The 16,985-nt window shown below is 39.3% G+C and carries 12 protein-coding genes; 9 read left to right on the top strand and 3 right to left on the bottom strand.

All coding sequences use genetic code 11. The features are described 5' to 3' along the window. Positions 1-28 precede the first annotated feature (28 nt). Positions 29-598, top strand: a complete 570-nt coding sequence (locus tag ACMUMK_RS08600; RefSeq protein ID WP_414700721.1) for a DUF2058 domain-containing protein — start codon at positions 29-31, stop codon at positions 596-598. An 85-nt stretch (positions 599-683) separates the two neighbouring features. Next, on the top strand, positions 684-1,385 hold the full coding sequence (locus ACMUMK_RS08595; protein ID WP_414700720.1) for a hypothetical protein: 702 nt from the start codon (positions 684-686) through the stop codon (positions 1,383-1,385). Between the two features lie 6 nt (positions 1,386-1,391). Here ACMUMK_RS08595 and ACMUMK_RS08590 read toward each other — a convergent pair whose 3' ends face one another. Together ACMUMK_RS08590 and ACMUMK_RS08585 are read right to left on the bottom strand one after the other, a co-directional pair. Next, positions 1,392-3,176 (bottom strand): cation:proton antiporter, encoded by a 1,785-nt coding sequence (locus ACMUMK_RS08590; RefSeq protein ID WP_414700719.1) that lies wholly within the window; start codon positions 3,174-3,176, stop codon positions 1,392-1,394. Between the two features lie 68 nt (positions 3,177-3,244). Next, a complete protein-coding gene (locus ACMUMK_RS08585) occupies positions 3,245-4,147 on the bottom strand; it encodes an alpha/beta hydrolase family esterase (protein ID WP_414700718.1) in 903 nt (300 codons plus the stop codon). A gap of 525 nt (positions 4,148-4,672) precedes the next feature. On the opposite strand from ACMUMK_RS08585, the gene dld reads away from it, so the two are divergent. From dld to ACMUMK_RS08555, 6 genes are all read left to right on the top strand, one after another. After that, positions 4,673-6,376 carry a D-lactate dehydrogenase gene (dld, locus tag ACMUMK_RS08580; RefSeq protein WP_414700717.1) on the top strand — a complete coding sequence of 568 codons (1,704 nt, stop codon included), beginning with the start codon at positions 4,673-4,675 and terminating at the stop codon, positions 6,374-6,376. A 407-nt stretch (positions 6,377-6,783) separates the two neighbouring features. After that, complete coding sequence (gene grpE, locus ACMUMK_RS08575; RefSeq protein WP_414700716.1) at positions 6,784-7,401, top strand: nucleotide exchange factor GrpE; 618 nt, start codon at positions 6,784-6,786, stop codon at positions 7,399-7,401. Positions 7,402-7,556: 155 nt separating this feature from the next. Next, entirely contained in the window at positions 7,557-9,488 is a 1,932-nt protein-coding gene (gene dnaK, locus ACMUMK_RS08570; protein ID WP_414700715.1) for a molecular chaperone DnaK, read from the top strand. 169 nt (positions 9,489-9,657) lie between these two features. After that, the gene (dnaJ, locus tag ACMUMK_RS08565) at positions 9,658-10,794 is read left to right on the top strand and encodes a molecular chaperone DnaJ (RefSeq protein ID WP_414700714.1); all 1,137 of its coding nucleotides are present in this window, start codon (positions 9,658-9,660) and stop codon (positions 10,792-10,794) included. A gap of 563 nt (positions 10,795-11,357) precedes the next feature. Further along, complete coding sequence (gene putA, locus ACMUMK_RS08560) at positions 11,358-15,164, top strand: bifunctional proline dehydrogenase/L-glutamate gamma-semialdehyde dehydrogenase PutA (protein WP_414700713.1); 3,807 nt, start codon at positions 11,358-11,360, stop codon at positions 15,162-15,164. Between the two features lies 1 nt (position 15,165). Beyond that, positions 15,166-15,648 carry an Lrp/AsnC ligand binding domain-containing protein gene (locus ACMUMK_RS08555; RefSeq protein WP_414700712.1) on the top strand — a complete coding sequence of 161 codons (483 nt, stop codon included), beginning with the start codon at positions 15,166-15,168 and terminating at the stop codon, positions 15,646-15,648. Positions 15,649-15,763: 115 nt separating this feature from the next. On the opposite strand, the gene ACMUMK_RS08550 is transcribed toward ACMUMK_RS08555, so the two are convergent. Then, positions 15,764-16,333 (bottom strand): phosphoribosyltransferase, encoded by a 570-nt coding sequence (locus ACMUMK_RS08550; RefSeq protein WP_414700711.1) that lies wholly within the window; start codon positions 16,331-16,333, stop codon positions 15,764-15,766. Between the two features lie 83 nt (positions 16,334-16,416). Between ACMUMK_RS08550 and ACMUMK_RS08545 the strand changes: the two genes are divergently transcribed. Then, entirely contained in the window at positions 16,417-16,977 is a 561-nt protein-coding gene (locus ACMUMK_RS08545) for a phosphoribosyltransferase (RefSeq protein ID WP_414700710.1), read from the top strand. Positions 16,978-16,985 lie beyond the last annotated feature (8 nt).

Raw genomic sequence — 16,985 nt, 5'->3', positions numbered from 1 at the left:
GTAATGTTAATTAACATGGTATTTTACAATGGCGCTATCTCTTCAAGAACAATTATTAAAGGCTGGTTTAGCTGATAAGAAAAAAGCAAAACAAGTCCGTCAGCAAAAACATAAGCAAGCTAAAGCACAAAAAAACAACAAGCAAATTGTTGAAACTAATGAAGCTAAGTTATCTGCGGCAAAAGTAATAGAAGCTAAGAAAGCTAAAGATCGTGAGCTTAATCAAAAGGCAAAGCAAGAGGCTGATAAAAAAGCAATCTTAGCGCAAATTAAGCAATTAATTGAAGTAAACAAGCAGCCAAAATTTGCAGGGAAAAGTAGTGAAGAATTGGTGTGTAATTTTACTGACGGTACTCTAATAAAGCGTATGTACGTTAGTCCAGATACTCATAAACAAATTACTCAAGGTAAGTTAGCCATTGTTAAACTTAATGATGGTTATGAATTGGTCCCTATGCCGGTCGCTAACAAAATAGCGGAACGAGACGAGAAAGTAGTTGTGTATCGTGCGGACACTATAAGCGAGCAAGACCAGAAAGATAGTGAACAAGATGACTGGTATGCTGATTATGAAATTCCTGATGATTTAAATTGGTAGATTTTATAGCGACTATAATATAACTAGAATACGGCTAAAGCTAAACACAACATTATTTTGCTTAATAACAGGGAAGTCGTAGAGTATGCTGACTAATAAAATGAAAATCATTATTTTGTTTTTGATGGGGAGTGTCATATACCCCGTCACCGCCACAGAACTTATTACTTTTTCTGCTGCAATTGAAAACAATCATGCACGAATAGTTTGTGAACAGAAGCTGTCTCTTGCTCTTGATAATATAGGCTACAGACTGAGAGTTAAGTTAATGCCTGCCGCTCGTTCATTGGTGATGTCAAATGAAGGAGTAACCAGTGGTGATGTTGCAAGAATGAGAGGCCTTACTAGTGAGTATGCAAATTTATTGCAGTTAGAGGTACCATGTTTTGAACACTCTGTTTATTTTTACGTAAAGCCAGGAAAAGAATTTATTGTCGATGGTTGGGCGAGTATTCCTCAAGAATATCTATTGGGATATAGAAAAGGAATTAAGTTCATTGAGTCGGCGTCAAAAAAATATAATTTTAATATTTATCCAATTGATAATTTAGATCAATCTGTAGCAATGATAATGGCAGAAAGGATCGACTTACTTGTTGGCTCGACAACCCTCTTCAAAGCGTTAAGTAACCAAAATGATGGTTATAAAATGATAAGGCTGGAACCTGCCATTGAAAACCATGAGTTTTATCCTTACATTCACAAAAAGCATAAAAACCTAATACCTGAATTAACTACCCAATTGATTGCAGTTAATGAATTGGAGCTTGATAGTTTTAGGAATTAATTGTTTTTAATTGGACTTTATTAAGCTTACTACTCGCCAGTCTGACCTCACTTTAACTTTTTGTAATGATGTATACATATGTACCCGTCCTTTGGGCTCAATTGCACACAATAATAGTAACCTGTCGCCATACTCTTTCTCATAATCTTCAAAAGTAAATTCGTCAGACATTCGAGTGGTTTTGATTGTCGCTCCTTTAGCAACATAGCCAGTTAGTTTTCCGTATGTACTGTCTTCCGAGAATAAGCCTGCTTCTTTAGTGTGAGACTCGGAAACCTTATGACTAGCTAATTTATTCTTATCATTAGTATTTAATGATAAAACAGCTCCTTTCCCAATTTGGTGTTCGAAGTGATAGCTGATTAATGGGTTGAGTTGCTTATAAGGAGATAAAATGAGGACTTTACCAAAGATGGAAAGGTCCATATTTCTAGATGCATGATCTGACATTGGGTTTCCAAAGTAGGTAGGTATACCTTCCATGCGTGCATTACTAATGGACTCCCAGTTTGTATCAGCAACACTAACAACCACTTGTTGTTTAATTAATTCCTTCGCAAAAAGTCTTGAAAAAGCACCGCCTCCAAATATTAGAAAGCCATGGGGGGCAGAGGCTCTTTGTCCTAAATAAGCGGCTACTCTCACAGAAGTTAAACTTTGGATAACTACTGTAATTATGATGACCAAAAATACCATAGGAACCAATAATTCAACTTGGGCATAATTTAAGGCTTCAAGTTTCAATGCAAACAATGCGGATACTGCTGCTGCCACTATTCCCCTCGGGGCAATCCAACTTAACAGTGCTAATTCTTGCCAAGAAAACTTACTACCAATTGAAGAAACGAGCACAGATATTGGTCTAGCAACAAACATTATAAACAATAAAACTACAACCGAGCCCCAGCCTAAATTAAGTATGGCATTGAGCTCAATCCGCGATGCTAACAGTATAAATAACCCGGAAATTAACAGCACACTTAGGGTTTCTTTAAACTCTAAAATACCTTCTACTTCAACTCGCTTCATATTGGCTAACCACATTCCCATTATGGTGACGGTTAAAAGCCCAGATTCATGAGCGATAAGGTTCGATGCTTCAAATACGCCAAGCATTAAGGTCAAGACGGCGGTATTTACAAGATAATGGGGTAGCCAATTATTTCGTAAAATTAATCCCATAAAATAACCAGACAGCACACCGAATATTGTGCCTACCGCGATTGTTTTAGTAAAAGCAAATAAGGTGTGTGCTAAGGCGTCTTGGGTAGAAATGATGTATTCAAAAACTAATACTGCTAACAGAGCCCCAATTGGGTCTATTATGATCCCTTCCCAGCGTAAAATATTAGATATCTTTGAACTGGGTCTTACCGTACGCAGCATAGGAACAATAACAGTGGGCCCAGTAACAGTTACTATCGCACCAAATAAAAAAGCCATTTCCCAAGACATGTCTAATGCATAATGTGCAACAGGAGCAGCAACAACCCAAGTAATGAGTGCTCCAATGGTACAAAGGTTACGAACCATAGTGCCATGACCACTCAAATCGTTAAGTTTAAGCGTTAAAGAGCCTTCAAATAGAATAATTGCCACCGATAGAGAAACGATTGGGAAAAGTAAGTCACCTAATAATTGGTCCGCATCTAAAAAACCAAAAACCGGACCGACTAAAATACCGGTTATCAATAGTGGTAAAATGGCGGGTAATTTAATTTTGTAAGCAAAAAATTGACAGGCAATGGAGATGAGGCCTACTGCTACTAATGAAATAATTGGGTCGCTCAAACTAAGTCCTTAATTAAGTTCTTTAGACACTCATAGAGAGCGTCAATAAAAATGTTACATTCTATATATCAGCGCTGTTTGGGTTTTGGGTGCTCAGTAAAAAACTTCCAAATCAAGTTAGTAGCATTTAATTTCTTTTCAGTTATACCTAAACCGAATTTTACGAATTTATCTGCTTGTGATGAACCTGGCCAAGTATGACCAGCTATTGATGATTTGTAGAATAGTATATCGGCACCGGCATCACAGCCAGTATATCGGTGTTTTTCTACAGTTTCTGAATAAATGTCTATGTCGAATTGTTTACAATGATTATTTTTGACCCATTTATCTAGTGATTCAGGTATTCCCATTTTCCAGTAAACAGGAGAGTTTTTTTGAAGTATATAGTGATTTATGGTGTCTTTTTCACCATGAAAGCTTATTACAGGGATAGCTTGATTAGGCTGGCAGTTATCAGGAAACCTTAACCCAGCGACAGGTGCTATTGCCGCAATTTTTTGAGGTATGTCACAGGCTAGTCTGCTAGACATTCTGGCTCCACCTGAGAAACCTGCAGCATATACTCTACTAGCATCGATATTATATACGTTGCTAATGTGTTCGATTAAATTAGATGCAAATAACACATCATCTGGGCCAAGCTCATAATCTACATTCCAAGTAATTGGTCCGCCTTTTTTTCGAGTAAATAAAGCTAAAGGGGAGGCCACTATAAATTGCTCTTTTTGAGCTGATTTCTCGAACTCTGTTAAGGCTTCTTGGCTGAAGGGGTCACTGCTTGTACCATGAAAATTAAGTACTAATGGATATGATTTATCTTGATTGTATTCTTCAGGAACAAAAATTTTAAAGTAGCGCTCATCAGCTGCAACTATAAGTTTTTGTAATGCCTCTTTTGCCAGAATAGAGTTTGCTGAACAAAGATTAAATACAATAAAAAGTAAGCAACAAACCTTATTAATTTTCACTTATTTAATTAACCATACAAGACGTCTTAATCTGATTATGTAGAATGCGGCAAGATTTTACTAGACATATTCATTTGTATTAGATTCCATAAAAAAATCTAGTGTCGCTTCATTTATTTCTTGATGTGTATAAATTCGAATTTTGGTTCTCTTCAAGGGTTTTTAAATAAAATTTAAGCGAAAACCAACTAACCTTTGACCTATATCCATTTATAGTCTTTTACAATTTTATAAATTACAGTTTTTAGCTATCTCAAATGTAACAAGCAATAATGCATTATCAGAGAGTTTTGTTAAGTTCATTGTATCTTAATTTGGGCAAGTTACTTTGGTGTACTTCTAGACTTTATGAGGCAGCATAGCTTGGTTTAGTCTTGTGGTGATTTTGATTCGCTGCAGTCCGTTATCGAAAATATAAGTTGACGTGTCTTTTATGGCGAAAGGTAAGAGTGTTCAAAACATCTAGTTTAGAGTTATTCAAGTTACCTTTTTGTGTAGATTAAATGGCAAGGTTAGGAGTATTTTATGTCGCACCACCCGCTTATTAATGAATTACAGGCCATACTAGCTGGGGAACATATTGCAGTTGGAAAACGTAGTACCGAATATTATCGAAAAGGGTGGCGCTCTGGGGAAGGTTCAGCCCTTGCTGTTGCATTTCCACAAACCTTAGTTGAGTTTTGGAGAACATTACAAGCGTGTGTTAATGCTGATTGTATTATTATTCTACAAGGGGCCAAAACAGGCCTAACCGAAGGTTCTACTCCTAGTGGTTATGATTACGACCGTGAAGTCATAGTGATCAATACACTGGCTATGAACAAGTTATTTATTTTAGGTGCAGGTGAGCAAGTTTTAGGTTTTCCTGGCACTAGTTTACATACCCTAGAGAAAACACTTAAACCATTAAATAGAGCACCGCACTCTGTAATCGGCTCCTCTTCATTAGGAGCAACTATAGTGGGGGGAGTGGCTAATAATTCGGGAGGGGCCCTTGTAAAACGTGGCCCTGCGTACACTGAATTATCATTATTTGCATGGGTTAATGAAAAAGGTGAATTAACCCTAGTTAATCATTTAGGTATTGAGTTAGGTACTGAGCCTGAAGAGATATTAGAAAACCTAGAATCTGGAAATTTTGATAGTAAACAGTTAGCAACTGATAAAAAAGCGTCAGCAACAGACTATGTTGAACTTATTCGGGATGTAGATGCTGATACGCCTAGCCGTTTTAATGCAGATCCTAAAAGACTTTATGAGTCTAGTGGCTGTGCTGGAAAGGTTGCTGTCTTTGGTGTGAGGTTAGATACCTTTAGCGTTGCGAAAAAAGAACAAACTTTTTATATAGGTACAAACGATCCGCATACCTTAAGTACAATTCGCAAAGACATGCTATCTAACTTTAAAAACCTTCCTGAAGTGGGGGAGTATCTACATAGAGATTGTTTTGATATTGCTAATAAATATGGAAAGGATACCTTTTTAAGTATTTTGCACCTAGGGACTGACTCTTTGCCTAAAATGTTTGCGATTAAAGGTCGTATCGATGCAGTGCTTAATAAGGTTATTTTTGTTCCAAAGTACCTAACCGACAGAGTTATGCAAGGCATAAGTCATTTGTTTCCCAGTCATTTGCCAAAGAGAATGTTGCAGTACAACCAGCAATATGAACACCATCTTATACTTAAAATGAGTGATGCAGGTATTGCTGAAGCCCAAGAGTATCTGAAAACATTCTTTACTAATAATCCTAACTCAGGTGCTTATTTTGAGTGTGATGATGATGAGTCTAGCAGAGCCTTTTTACATCGTTTTGCAGCTGCAGGCGCGGCTATTCGTTATCAAACAATTAAGTCTAAGGAGGTAGGGGATATTCTAGCGCTGGATATTGCACTTCGCCGTAATGATTTTGATTGGGTTGAAGAGTTTCCAGAGAACATTTCGCAGCATATAGACAAAAGCCTTTATTATGGCCACTTTTTTTGTCATGTGTTTCATCAAGACTATGTGCTTAAAAAGGGAGCGGATGCTAAACAAGTTAAAAAGCAAATGTTAGCTTTACTTGATTCTCGGGGCGCAAAATATCCAGCAGAGCATAATGTTGGCCACCTTTACGATGCAGAGAGTGAGTTACAAAAATTTTATAGAAAATTAGATCCAACCAATACCTTCAATCCAGGTATTGGTAAAATGGAAAAAACTAAACGTAATTGCGCTTGCTGCGGTTAACTTAACCACCTTTTGTAATGGCAGGTTACTGTGATTACAAAAGGTTTTTGCGTCATATTTACCTTATTTAAATTCAGATATCTGTTCATTAAATTGATAGTTTTTATCGGTGATAATGGCTTCTAGAATTTCTAGCCTAGTGCTTACAGAATCCAATTCATTTTGCAGATTTTCATTTTTTAAGTCATTCCATCAATTAGCTTAAATAACTAGATATCTTGACTCATAATTCCGAGTAAACATTTTTGCTTATTTTATGGCTATTTAAGCTCATATAGTCTCTACAACTGCTTGTTTTGTATATAAATCAAAAAAACATCAATTATCTGCCTTGAAGCTTGTAAATATAACCCCATTAATTGTGCAGTTATCAATTTGCTTAAAGAAAACAGTATACGGAGCTAAGCATGTCAAATGAACAAACACCTCAGCAAGGTGAAGAAGTAGAAGCGAATGTTGAAGCAGAGCAACAAGCCGCTGAGCAAGTGTCTGACGAAGAAGTTGTTGAATTAACCCCAGAGCAACAACGTATTGTTGAGTTAGAGGCTGCAGTTGCAGCAGCAGAAGCTAAGGTTGCAGAGCAAAAGGATTCAGTTATCCGTGCTATGGCCGAAGCAGATAATGCTCGTAAGCGTGCTCAAGGCGAAATTGATAAGGCTCGTAAGTTTGCATTAGAAAAATTTGCCGGTGAGTTACTGCCAGTAGCTGACAATTTAGAACGTGCTCTACAGGTTGCTAATCCAGAAGATGAAGCAATTAAACCTGTTGTTGATGGTGTTGAATTAACGCTTAAGTCTTTTGTTAGCACAATAGAAAAATTTGGAATGACGGTGATTGATCCTCAAGGTCAACCTTTCAATCCAGAACAGCACCAAGCCATGTCAATGCAAGAAAATGCAGAGTTGCCACCTAATACGGTTATGGCAGTGATGCAAAAAGGTTATGAAATTAACGGCCGCTTGTTAAGACCTGCCATGGTTATGGTGACTCGAGCACCAGAAGGTGGTGTAGATACTCAAGCTTAATTGGTGCTTTAGGTGGGAACTTTATCTCACCACAGGCCAGTTGCTGAAAATAATTGCAGTTTTGTGAAGGTTTTTTTATTTAAGATGTTGAAAAGCACAATAATAACCCCACAAAGTGTACAAGCTTTTAAGAACAATTTTTTGGAGAAAAACTAATGGGTAGAATCATTGGAATAGATTTAGGTACTACTAATTCATGTATAGCAGTACTAGATGGCGACAAAGCCAAAGTATTAGAAAATGCAGAAGGGGATCGTACAACTCCCTCTATTATTGCTTACACCCAAGACGGCGAAACTTTAGTTGGTCAACCAGCTAAGCGTCAGGCTGTAACTAACCCACAAAACACTTTGTTTGCAATTAAGCGTCTAATCGGGCGTCGCTTTGAAGACAAAGAAGTACAACGTGACATTGATATCATGCCTTTTAAAATTGTTAAGGCTGATAACGGTGATGCATGGGTTGAAGCTAAAGGCGAAAAAATGGCACCTCCGCAAATTTCTGCTGAAGTGTTGAAGAAAATGAAAAAAACTGCCGAAGATTATTTAGGCGAAACTGTTGATGCTGCCGTTATTACTGTACCTGCGTACTTCAATGACTCGCAACGTCAAGCTACTAAAGACGCTGGTCGTATTGCTGGTCTTGAAGTTAAGCGTATTATTAACGAGCCAACTGCCGCTGCACTTGCATACGGCATGGACAAAAAGAAAGGCGACAGTGTTGTTGCAGTATATGACTTAGGTGGTGGTACGTTTGATATCTCTATCATCGAAATCGACGAAGCAGACGGCGAGCATACCTTTGAAGTATTAGCGACAAATGGTGATACTCACTTAGGTGGTGAAGATTTCGATAACCAAGTTATTAATTACTTAGTTGAAGAGTTCAAGAAAGACTCGGGCATGGATTTACGTAAAGATCCATTAGCAATGCAACGTCTAAAAGAAGCCGGTGAAAAAGCTAAGATTGAGTTGTCTTCTTCACAACAGACTGAAGTTAATCTGCCTTACATCACAGCTGATGCGTCAGGTCCTAAACACCTTACTATCAAGCTTACTCGTGCAAAACTTGAGTCACTAGTTGAGTCTATGGTTAAGGCAACGTTAGAGCCTCTTAAACAAGCACTAGCCGATGCAGATTTATCTGTAGGTGATGTAAACGACATCATCTTAGTAGGTGGTCAAACTCGTATGCCATTAGTGCAAAAGTACGTGACTGAATTCTTCGGTAAAGAGCCACGTAAAGATGTTAACCCTGACGAAGCGGTTGCCGTAGGTGCTGCAATTCAAGGTGGTGTATTGTCTGGTGATGTTAAAGACGTATTGTTACTAGACGTAACGCCTCTTTCGCTAGGCATCGAAACTATGGGCGGAGTGATGACTGCGCTAATTGAGAAAAACACCACTGTGCCTACTAAAAAGTCACAGACTTTCTCTACAGCAGAAGATAACCAGTCAGCGGTAACGATTCATGTGCTTCAAGGTGAGCGTAAGCAAGCCCAAGGCAATAAATCTCTAGGTCAATTTAATCTAGAAGGTATTCGCCCTGCACAACGTGGCGCGCCGCAAATCGAAGTAACTTTTGATATCGATGCCGATGGTATCTTACATGTATCTGCTAAAGATAAAGATACAGGTAAAGAGCAAAAGATTACGATCCAAGCTTCTTCAGGCTTAAGTGAGGAAGAAGTAGAGCAAATGGTTCAAGACGCTGAAGCAAACAAAGATGCGGATGCGAAATTTGAAGAACTTGTGCAAGCTCGTAACCAAGCTGACGGCATGATCCACGGAACACGTAAGCAAGTTGAAGAAGCTGGCGACGCGTTAAGTGAAGAAGATAAAACTCAAATTGAAGCTGCAGTTGTAGCCCTTGAAGAAGCAGTAAAAGAAGGTGATAAAGAAGCCATCGATGCTAAAACTCAAGAGCTAATTCAAGCTTCAGCAAAATTGATGGAAGTAGCACAAGCTAAAGCTGCTGCAGAAGGCGCTGATGCAGGCCCTGAAGCAACAGATGCCGGTGCCGCATCAAAAGATGATGATGTAGTTGATGCTGAGTTTGAAGAAGTTAAAGAAGACGACAAAAAGTAATTGTTGTTAGACATACTGACTGCCGAGTTCACTCGGCAGATTAACTCGGCGCAGCAAGTAACATTGCTTGCGCCTTGTTTGTTTTAAGAATTATCAAAAGTTGGAGTCATACAAGTTAGTGTTTTAGCTAATTTGTGCACTTACATAGACCGCAGGATACCGAATCGAGATGTCGAAGCGAGATTATTATGAAGTGTTAGGTGTGAGCAAAAGTGCCACCGAACGCGAAATAAAAAAGGCGTACAAACGTCTAGCCATGAAGTATCACCCTGATAGAACCCAGGGCGATAAAGCAATGGAAGAAAAATTTAAAGAAGTGCAAGAAGCACACGAAATGCTGACTGATTCGCAAAAACGTGCAGCCTACGATCAATATGGTCATGCTGGTGTTGATCCAAATCGTGGTGGCGGTGCTCAAGGTGGCGACTTTGGTGACATTTTTGGTGACGTTTTTGGTGATATTTTTGGCGGCGGAAGAGGGGGCGGTGGACGTCAATCTCGAGCTCGTCAAGGGTCAGACCTACGCTATAACCTAGAGCTTTCTTTAGAAGAAGCGGTGAAAGGTAAAAGTGTTGAAATCCGTGTTCCTACTTTAGTAGGCTGTGAAGTTTGTGATGGTTCAGGCGCTAAAAAAGGCTCTAAACCTACTACTTGTCCTACCTGTCATGGTCAGGGCCAAGTTCAAATGCGCCAAGGCTTTTTTGCCGTACAGCAAACCTGTCCAACGTGTTCAGGAAAAGGGCAAATTATTTCAGATCCCTGTAATGCATGTCATGGTGAAGGTAGAGTTCAAAAAACTAAGACCTTATCTGTTAAAGTGCCCGCTGGAGTGGATACAGGTGACAGAATTCGCTTAACAGGTGAAGGCGAAGCCGGAGAGACAGGCGCACCACCAGGTGACTTATATGTGCAAGTTCATGTTCGTGAACACAAGATATTTAGCCGCGAAGGTAATAATTTATACTGTGAAGTCCCTTTAAGCTTTACACGGGCAGCCCTTGGTGGAGAAATTGAAGTTCCTACCTTGGAAGGCAAAGTAAAACTTAAAGTCACAGCTGAAACCCAAACCGGTAAAATGTTCCGCTTACGGGGCAAAGGCGTTAAATCAGTACGCAGTGGCAGTGTAGGTGATCTAATTTGTAAAGTGGTTATCGAAACCCCGGTAAACTTAAGTTCTCGTCAAAAAGAGCTACTCAACGAATTAGAAGAGTCTATGGGCACAGGCAAAGATGTCGCTAAAAACCGCCCGAAAGAAAGTGGTTTCTTTGATGGTGTTAAAAAGTTCTTTGATGATTTAACCCACTAAGTAAATTGTTTATTAATAAAAAAGCCGCTTTTTAGCGGCTTTTTTATTGAGCTTGACCCATCCTTAATTGTGTTGACTCATTTCAAATTTAATTGGGAGAGTGTAATGCAATCAACAACTAAACCTACTCAATGTGATCATTCCCTCGTTTTTAAATTAGCAGTCTTAGAGCAAGTAGAAAAATGCGAAAAGACTTACAAGTAGCCATGGGTCTGTACTTGTACTTTTAACGAAAGCTATAACCACCTTAGGTTTTTTAGACTCTCGGTTATTAACATATGTCGCAATGTTTAACTTTTGGGGCTGTTTACAGTCGTTAAGTATCTCAATTCTCTGATTATGTAATACTTACTTTTAACTGAAATACATACTTACTACTTTGGCATGTTGAAAATACAGATAATAATCTAAATGTGATTTTGTAGTGAATTATCTTGAGTGTTATTAAAAAAATAGAATAAAAACTTGTTTTAATGCTATTTTTGGAGTCATATAAATTTATTCGTGTCTAAAATATCGGCATTCAAACCATGGATTTATTTAACCCTTGCAGAGTAACGCCCATGCAAAACGCAACAGATACCACAACAAGATTAGCCAGTATTAGACAAACCGTTCGTCAAAATGTCGTGACAGAGGAAGAACAAAGCGTAGAAAACTTGCTATTGCAGAATCCCCTTGATCCTAAATCCCAAGCACAAGTTGAAGCAACTGCTTTGAAGTTTGTAGAAGAATGTCGAGCTGATCCAGACAATCAAGGTTTATTCGATGTGTTTTTGCAAGAGTATAGTTTATCAAGCCAAGAAGGTGTCGTGCTTATGTGTTTGGCTGAGGCACTTTTGCGGGTGCCAGATAGCTATACGGTTGATAAGCTAATTGCTGAAAAAATTCATATGGGAGAATGGGACAAACATATTGGTAACTCCAAAGAGTTACTAGTCAACGCTGCCAGTACAGGTCTTGCTTTAACCCGTAAAATTCTAAATAAAACTACTGAGCAAACAAGTGAGTCGAGTAGTTGGTTTCGTAAATTTATAGGCAGAGTTGGTGAGCCTGTTGTACGCCGCGCCACCTTAGAGGCTATGAAATTTATGGGGCAACAATATGTCCTTGGCAGAGATATAGACGAAGCAGCTAAAAGAGGACGTAAAGGCAACCCAAAAGGGACACGTTTTTCCTTTGATATGTTAGGCGAGGGGGCTAGAACCTACCAAGATGCCGAAAAGTACTATAAGTCATATCTACACGCTATTGAACGTATTGGCGCCAAAAATAAAGAAGCCGATATTTATGGGGCAGATGGTATCTCAGTTAAATTAAGTGCATTGCACCCTAGATACGAATTTAGTCATCAAGAATTAGTGTTAAAAGAGTTATTACCCAGTGTATTGAAACTGGCTATCCGCGCCAAAGAGTTAGGTATTAGTTTCACCATAGATGCAGAAGAAGCTGCCCGATTAGATATAGAACTAGATGTGTTTCAAGGTTTAGCGTTTGCCCCTGAGTTGCAAGGATGGGATGGTTTAGGGTTTGTGTTACAAGCCTATCAAAAAAGAGCTCTGTATGTAGTTGATTGGTTAGTAGAACTTGCGAAATTAACAGAAAGAAAGCTAATGGTGCGCTTAGTTAAAGGTGCCTATTGGGATGCTGAAATAAAACATGCCCAAGAAATGGGGTTTGATGAATTTCCTGTATTTACTCGAAAAGTGAATACCGATCTCAGTTATCAGGTTTGTGCAGGTAAATTACTGGCAAATAAGCAATATATTTATCCTCAATTCGCCACCCACAATGCCTATACGATGACACTAATAATGCAGCTTGCAGGAACTAAAGGACTAACTGATTTTGAGTTTCAAAGGCTTCATGGTATGGGAGAGCTGCTATATGCTCAAGTGGCTAAGTCTACTGGAATTGACTTACCTTTGAGGGTGTATGCTCCTGTTGGCGTTCACAAGGATCTTTTACCCTATTTGGTAAGACGCTTATTAGAAAACGGTGCAAATGGATCTTTTGTGAACCAGTTTTTGGATGGCAAGGTCCCAGCTAAAAACTTGGTACAAGGTGTAGAAGCGTTGATTGAAAAAATGCCGGGTAACCGCAACACCCAAATTCCCGTGTCTAAAGACTTGTTTGTTGATCATGGCGAGCATAGGGATAACTCCACAGGCCTTGATTTAGATGACCCACTGGTATTCTCTGATTTACAAGAGCACTTACGCACTGCATTACAACAAAATTGGTGTGCGGGTCCAATTGTTAACGGTGTTAAAAGGACAGAGCCTAGTTACAGTATCTTTTCACCTGCAGATTACAATTTAAAGGTAGGTCAGTGCACAGATGCTAGCGCAGAAGACATAGCTACGGCATTAGAAAGTGCCGCAAAAGCCCAAGAGGGCTGGGTAGGGTTAAGCCTTGAACATAGGGCTAGTTGTTTAGATAAAACAGCAGATTTATTAGAAAAGTATACACATACACTCACGACTCTAATTAGTTATGAAGCCGGCAGAACTTTGGGTGATGGGATATCTGAGGTACGTGAAGCCGTAGATTTTTGTCGATACTACGCTTTGCAGGCAAGATTACTGAAATCTACACATGGCAGTCATATAGGTTTAGGCGAAGGTAAAGGTGTGTTTGTATGTATTAGCCCTTGGAATTTTCCTTTAGCTATCTTTATCGGTCAAGTAGTTGCAGCTTTGGTTACCGGTAATAGTGTTATTGCAAAGCCGGCTGAACAAACCCCACTAGTCGCTACATTTGCAGTAGAGCTGTTACATCAAGCCGGCGTACCCGTTGAAGTTCTACAGTTGTTAACGGGCACAGGTGCTGATATTGGTCCTAAGCTATTAGCCAGTCCGCTTGTATCCGGTGTTGCCTTTACTGGTTCAACAGAAACAGCAAAACGCATTCAAGCTGATCTTGTAAAAAGAGGCACCAGTATGCCGCCATTTATTGCAGAAACCGGTGGCCAAAATGTAATGATAGTTGACTCAACTGCGTTACCAGAACAAGTGGTAGACAGTGTCATTCAATCTGCATTTTTAAGCGCAGGGCAAAGGTGTTCAGCTCTGAGGGTTTTATATTTACAAGAGGATATAGCGGATAATATGTTGAGTATGCTCGAAGGAGCAATAGCAACCTTAAAGGTAGGTTACCCTTGGAAGCTTAGTAGTGATTTAGGTCCTGTAATTGATACAAAAGCGCTTCAAACTCTGCAAGATCATAATGAGAAAATGCAAAAAGAAGCAAGGTTAATCACTCAAGCTGCTTTAAGTGAAGATTGCACAAATGGAGCGTTTATCGCGCCTCAAGTATTTGAGATACAGCACATAAGCCAACTTAAACGTGAAGTCTTTGGGCCAATATTACATGTTATTCGCTACAAAGCCGCGAATATCAAGCAAGTTATAGAAGACGTGAATAACACAGGTTATGGGCTTACTTTGGGGGTACACAGTCGAATTAAGCAGTTTGCTGATGAGGTGTTTGCGCAAACTAAGGTGGGCAATACCTACATAAATCGTAACATAGTCGGTGCTGTAGTAGGGGTTAATCCATTTGGTGGACATGGTTTATCTGGGACAGGCTTTAAAGCTGGCGGGCCCCATTATTTACTTCGTTTTACTGCATTATGGCAGAGTATTGATATTGGTGGAAACCAACTTTTAACTGCTGAGAGTTCACAGTCATTACCAAAACAAAGCCAAAGTTATCTTAGTGCTGTAACAGGGTTACAACAAAAGTGGGATCTCATGGCTGTTGCAAAACGATGTGAATATCTCACAAAGATAATAGATATTTTTAGGGAAAAAGGGCGAGTAGAAAAGGCTAATATTGCCATTTGTCAAAGTCGGCTAAGTCAAGCACATACCTTATTTGGCCAAATGACTGAATTACCCGGGCCTACCGGTGAAATAAACGAATTAAGTTTACATGCCAGAGGGGTTGCCCTAGTAATAGCGGATGCAGAGTCTATGGCAAACGGTCACACTGTATTGCAACTAGTTAGTAGCTTAGTTGCTGGTAATGCTGCAGTTGTTATTGGGCGAGATCAGGCAAGCCATGAACAAGTAGCAAACTTAGTCACCCTAATACACAGCATATTGCCCTTTGAAATATTACATGTGGCCAACTCGCCAGCGGACTTAGTTAACTGGTTACAACACGACAGTATTGCACTAGTCGCATGTAATCAAGCGGAGGGCTTGTGGCCTGTCTTAGCAACAAGATCTGGAGCGATTGTTCCTGTTATTAATCATGTACTAAGTCAGTTTGCTTTATTGCCCTATGCTATCGAAAAAACTAAAACTAACAATATCGTTGCCACTGGCGGTAACGCCATGTTGTTAAATTTAAAAGAAAGTTAATATGAAAAAATATTCAATGGAGCTTGATCGTATAGACCATAAGATACTTGATATGCTGCAAAATAATTGCCGCATATCAAATGTAGAATTGGCGAATAAGGTTAATCTAAGTCCAACCCCTTGTTTAGAAAGGGTCAAACGCTTAGAAAAAAATGGATATATAGATAAATATGTTGCCCATTTAAATGCCAAAAAACTTAATGCTAAATTAACAGCCTATATGCAAGTTTCAGTTGAAAACTCTAGCACTCATGCTCTCAATCAATTCAACCAGCAGGTACGGCAGTTAGAAGAGGTAATAGAGTGCTCATTGGTGGCGGGAGGGTTTGACTACTTACTGAAAATTCGTGTTCAGGATATGGAAACCTATAGAAAATTTTTAGGTGGAAAGTTTGCAGATATAAAAGGTGTGACGCAAACATTTACCTATGTGGTGATGGAAGAGATTAAATCTACTCACATAGTACCCGTTAGTCACGACTAGCCTTGCCAACAAATTTTAGAAACCACACTGAGTGTTGTCCCATACTTAACGCCCCGTGCCAAGATTTTCACAGGGTGTAAGCTTTGGGGGCAGTGGCTACTACATTGCCACGCATTCAAGGTTTAGGTAGGTGGTCTTTTATTATGTCGTATAGAGCAGGACGGTGCTGCGCCATTTCTTCTTTTGTTAGCCCCTCTAACGAGTGAGGATACTTTAACCATGCAGTGGTTTCATGTATGTAATAGTCCGGGATGCGGTCTACTTCACGGCGCGTAGGCTTGTAAAAAGGTACAGCCACGCGAATGTCTTTGGGCATATTTAAACGTGTTTTTTCTTCGAGGTTTTTGATAATAGCTTCGATTGAACGCCCCGTATCAAAAACGTCATCAACAATCAGCAGTCTATCTGTGTCTTGTACGTTTTTAATTAAGTAGTTCAGGTCATGAACCTTTACTTCTCGAGCTTGTTTGTCAATATCTGGGGCATAAGATGAGGTACGTATGGCTATGTTGTCCGTTTCTATACCGTGGTAGCTTAAAAATTCTTGTACCGCGATACCAATTGGCACACCACCTCGCCAAACTGCGATAATAAAGCTTGGTCGGTAGCCACTGTCAAAAACCTGCTTAGCAAGCTTAAATGAGTCTGCGAGTAATTGTTCGCCTGTTAAATAAGTTTTTTCCATGACAGTCTTATAATGAGTCGAAATAAATACAATATACGCCGTATAATATGATCAACGGCGGCAACAAGAAAGTTGATAACACTATGAAAAAAGTTTTTCTTGATGAGAATACCTTAATTGAGGACTCGTTCCGATTGGGTGTTCAAATATTTGAACAGGGATATCGTCCGACTTTTATTGTTGGGCTTTGGCGTGGTGGCAGTGCAGTAGGTATTTATGTTCAGGAGTGTTTGCAAACGCTCGGGGTAGAGACAGATCATATCTCTATTCGTACATCCTATAGAGGCTTGCCGAGTTATGAGTCTATGTTAGAAGATCCTAGTAACATTCGTGTTCACGGTACCCAATATCTAATAGAAAACTTAAATGAAGAAGATTCATTGTTAATAGTAGATGATGTATTTAGCTCTGGTAATAGTATCGAAGCTACAGTTCAAAGGCTAAAGCGGCAACTAAAACGTAACTTCCCTAAACAGGTAAAAGTCGCAGCTTTATTCAGGCGCCCAAGTTATCAGCGTACTGATTTAACACCAGACTTTTGCTTACATGAAACAGAAAATTGGTTGGTGTTCCCCTATGAACTTAAAGGTCTGTCTCTGGATGAAATTAATAAGTACAAACCCTATGTTGCAGAGTTAATTTAGGTATGCAC

The organism is Paraglaciecola sp. 2405UD69-4 (assembly GCF_047525415.1).
GTDB lineage: Bacteria > Pseudomonadota > Gammaproteobacteria > Enterobacterales > Alteromonadaceae > Paraglaciecola.
Note: the sequence above shows the minus strand (reverse complement) of the source record. Positions and strands in the feature narration are given on the sequence as shown.

Excerpts from the sequence above, each read along its gene's own strand:
- grpE (WP_414700716.1), top strand. The coding sequence starts at position 6,784 with ATGTCAAATGAACAAACACCTCAGCAAGGTGAAGAAGTAGAAGCGAAT.
- dnaK (WP_414700715.1), top strand. The coding sequence starts at position 7,557 with ATGGGTAGAATCATTGGAATAGATTTAGGTACTACTAATTCATGTATA.
- ACMUMK_RS08600 (WP_414700721.1), top strand. The coding sequence starts at position 29 with ATGGCGCTATCTCTTCAAGAACAATTATTAAAGGCTGGTTTAGCTGAT.
- ACMUMK_RS08555 (WP_414700712.1), top strand. The coding sequence starts at position 15,166 with ATGAAAAAATATTCAATGGAGCTTGATCGTATAGACCATAAGATACTT.
- ACMUMK_RS08595 (WP_414700720.1), top strand. The coding sequence starts at position 684 with ATGCTGACTAATAAAATGAAAATCATTATTTTGTTTTTGATGGGGAGT.
- dnaJ (WP_414700714.1), top strand. The coding sequence starts at position 9,658 with ATGTCGAAGCGAGATTATTATGAAGTGTTAGGTGTGAGCAAAAGTGCC.
- dld (WP_414700717.1), top strand. The coding sequence starts at position 4,673 with ATGTCGCACCACCCGCTTATTAATGAATTACAGGCCATACTAGCTGGG.
- ACMUMK_RS08550 (WP_414700711.1), bottom strand. The coding sequence starts at position 16,333 with ATGGAAAAAACTTATTTAACAGGCGAACAATTACTCGCAGACTCATTT.
- putA (WP_414700713.1), top strand. The coding sequence starts at position 11,358 with ATGCAAAACGCAACAGATACCACAACAAGATTAGCCAGTATTAGACAA.
- ACMUMK_RS08545 (WP_414700710.1), top strand. The coding sequence starts at position 16,417 with ATGAAAAAAGTTTTTCTTGATGAGAATACCTTAATTGAGGACTCGTTC.